This window comes from Nocardiopsis rhodophaea, assembly GCF_039530945.1.
In the GTDB taxonomy this organism is placed as follows: Bacteria; Actinomycetota; Actinomycetes; order Streptosporangiales; family Streptosporangiaceae; genus Nocardiopsis_C; species Nocardiopsis_C rhodophaea.
This window is the reverse complement of the sequence record NZ_BAAAPC010000078.1, coordinates 1-509: the sequence shown is the minus strand read 5'-3', so window position 1 is coordinate 509 and position 509 is coordinate 1. Positions and strand designations below refer to the sequence as shown.

At 68.4% G+C, this 509-nt stretch carries 1 rRNA gene; it reads left to right on the top strand.

Features of this window, described 5'->3' with window-relative positions:
* Positions 1 to 90 (top strand): 5S ribosomal RNA (gene rrf, locus ABD259_RS25735); the annotation flags it as partial.
* Positions 91 to 509: the final 419 nt, after the last annotated feature.

Genomic DNA, 509 nt, shown 5'->3' with positions numbered 1-509 from the left:
CCGGTCTCATTCCGAACCCGGTCGTTAAGTCTCCCTGCGCCGATGGTACTGCCTTCATGGTGGGGGTGGGAGAGTAGGTCGCTGCCGCGCGTTTTGTTGGTGGGGATCGTCCTGTGGGGCGGTCCCCGCTTTTTTGTTGCCTGGGTTTGTGATTGTGTGAAACCCGGGGCGAGGGTGCGGCGGGTGTGGGGGTGCCTGTTGCGGGGTCGTGTTGGGCGCGGTGGTCGGCCGGTCCCTATCGGCTCCTGACCGGTATCCCGCCCCCCCGGGGGCCGGGTGGTGGGGTGCTGGTCGGCTCCCGGAACGGGCCCTCGGGGGGGGCTCCTGCCGGGAGCGGTGGGGCGGTGTGGGTGTTGCGCTTGTCGGCGTGTGGTGGCCGCCGGCGGGGACGTCGAGCTAGGCGTGGACTGTTTGGCGGGTCGGGCCGAGCGTTGTGCTCCTGGTGGTGGGGAAGGGTCCGGGTTGTCCACAGCCGTGAAATCTCTTATGACATCCGCCATCCCGCTTTT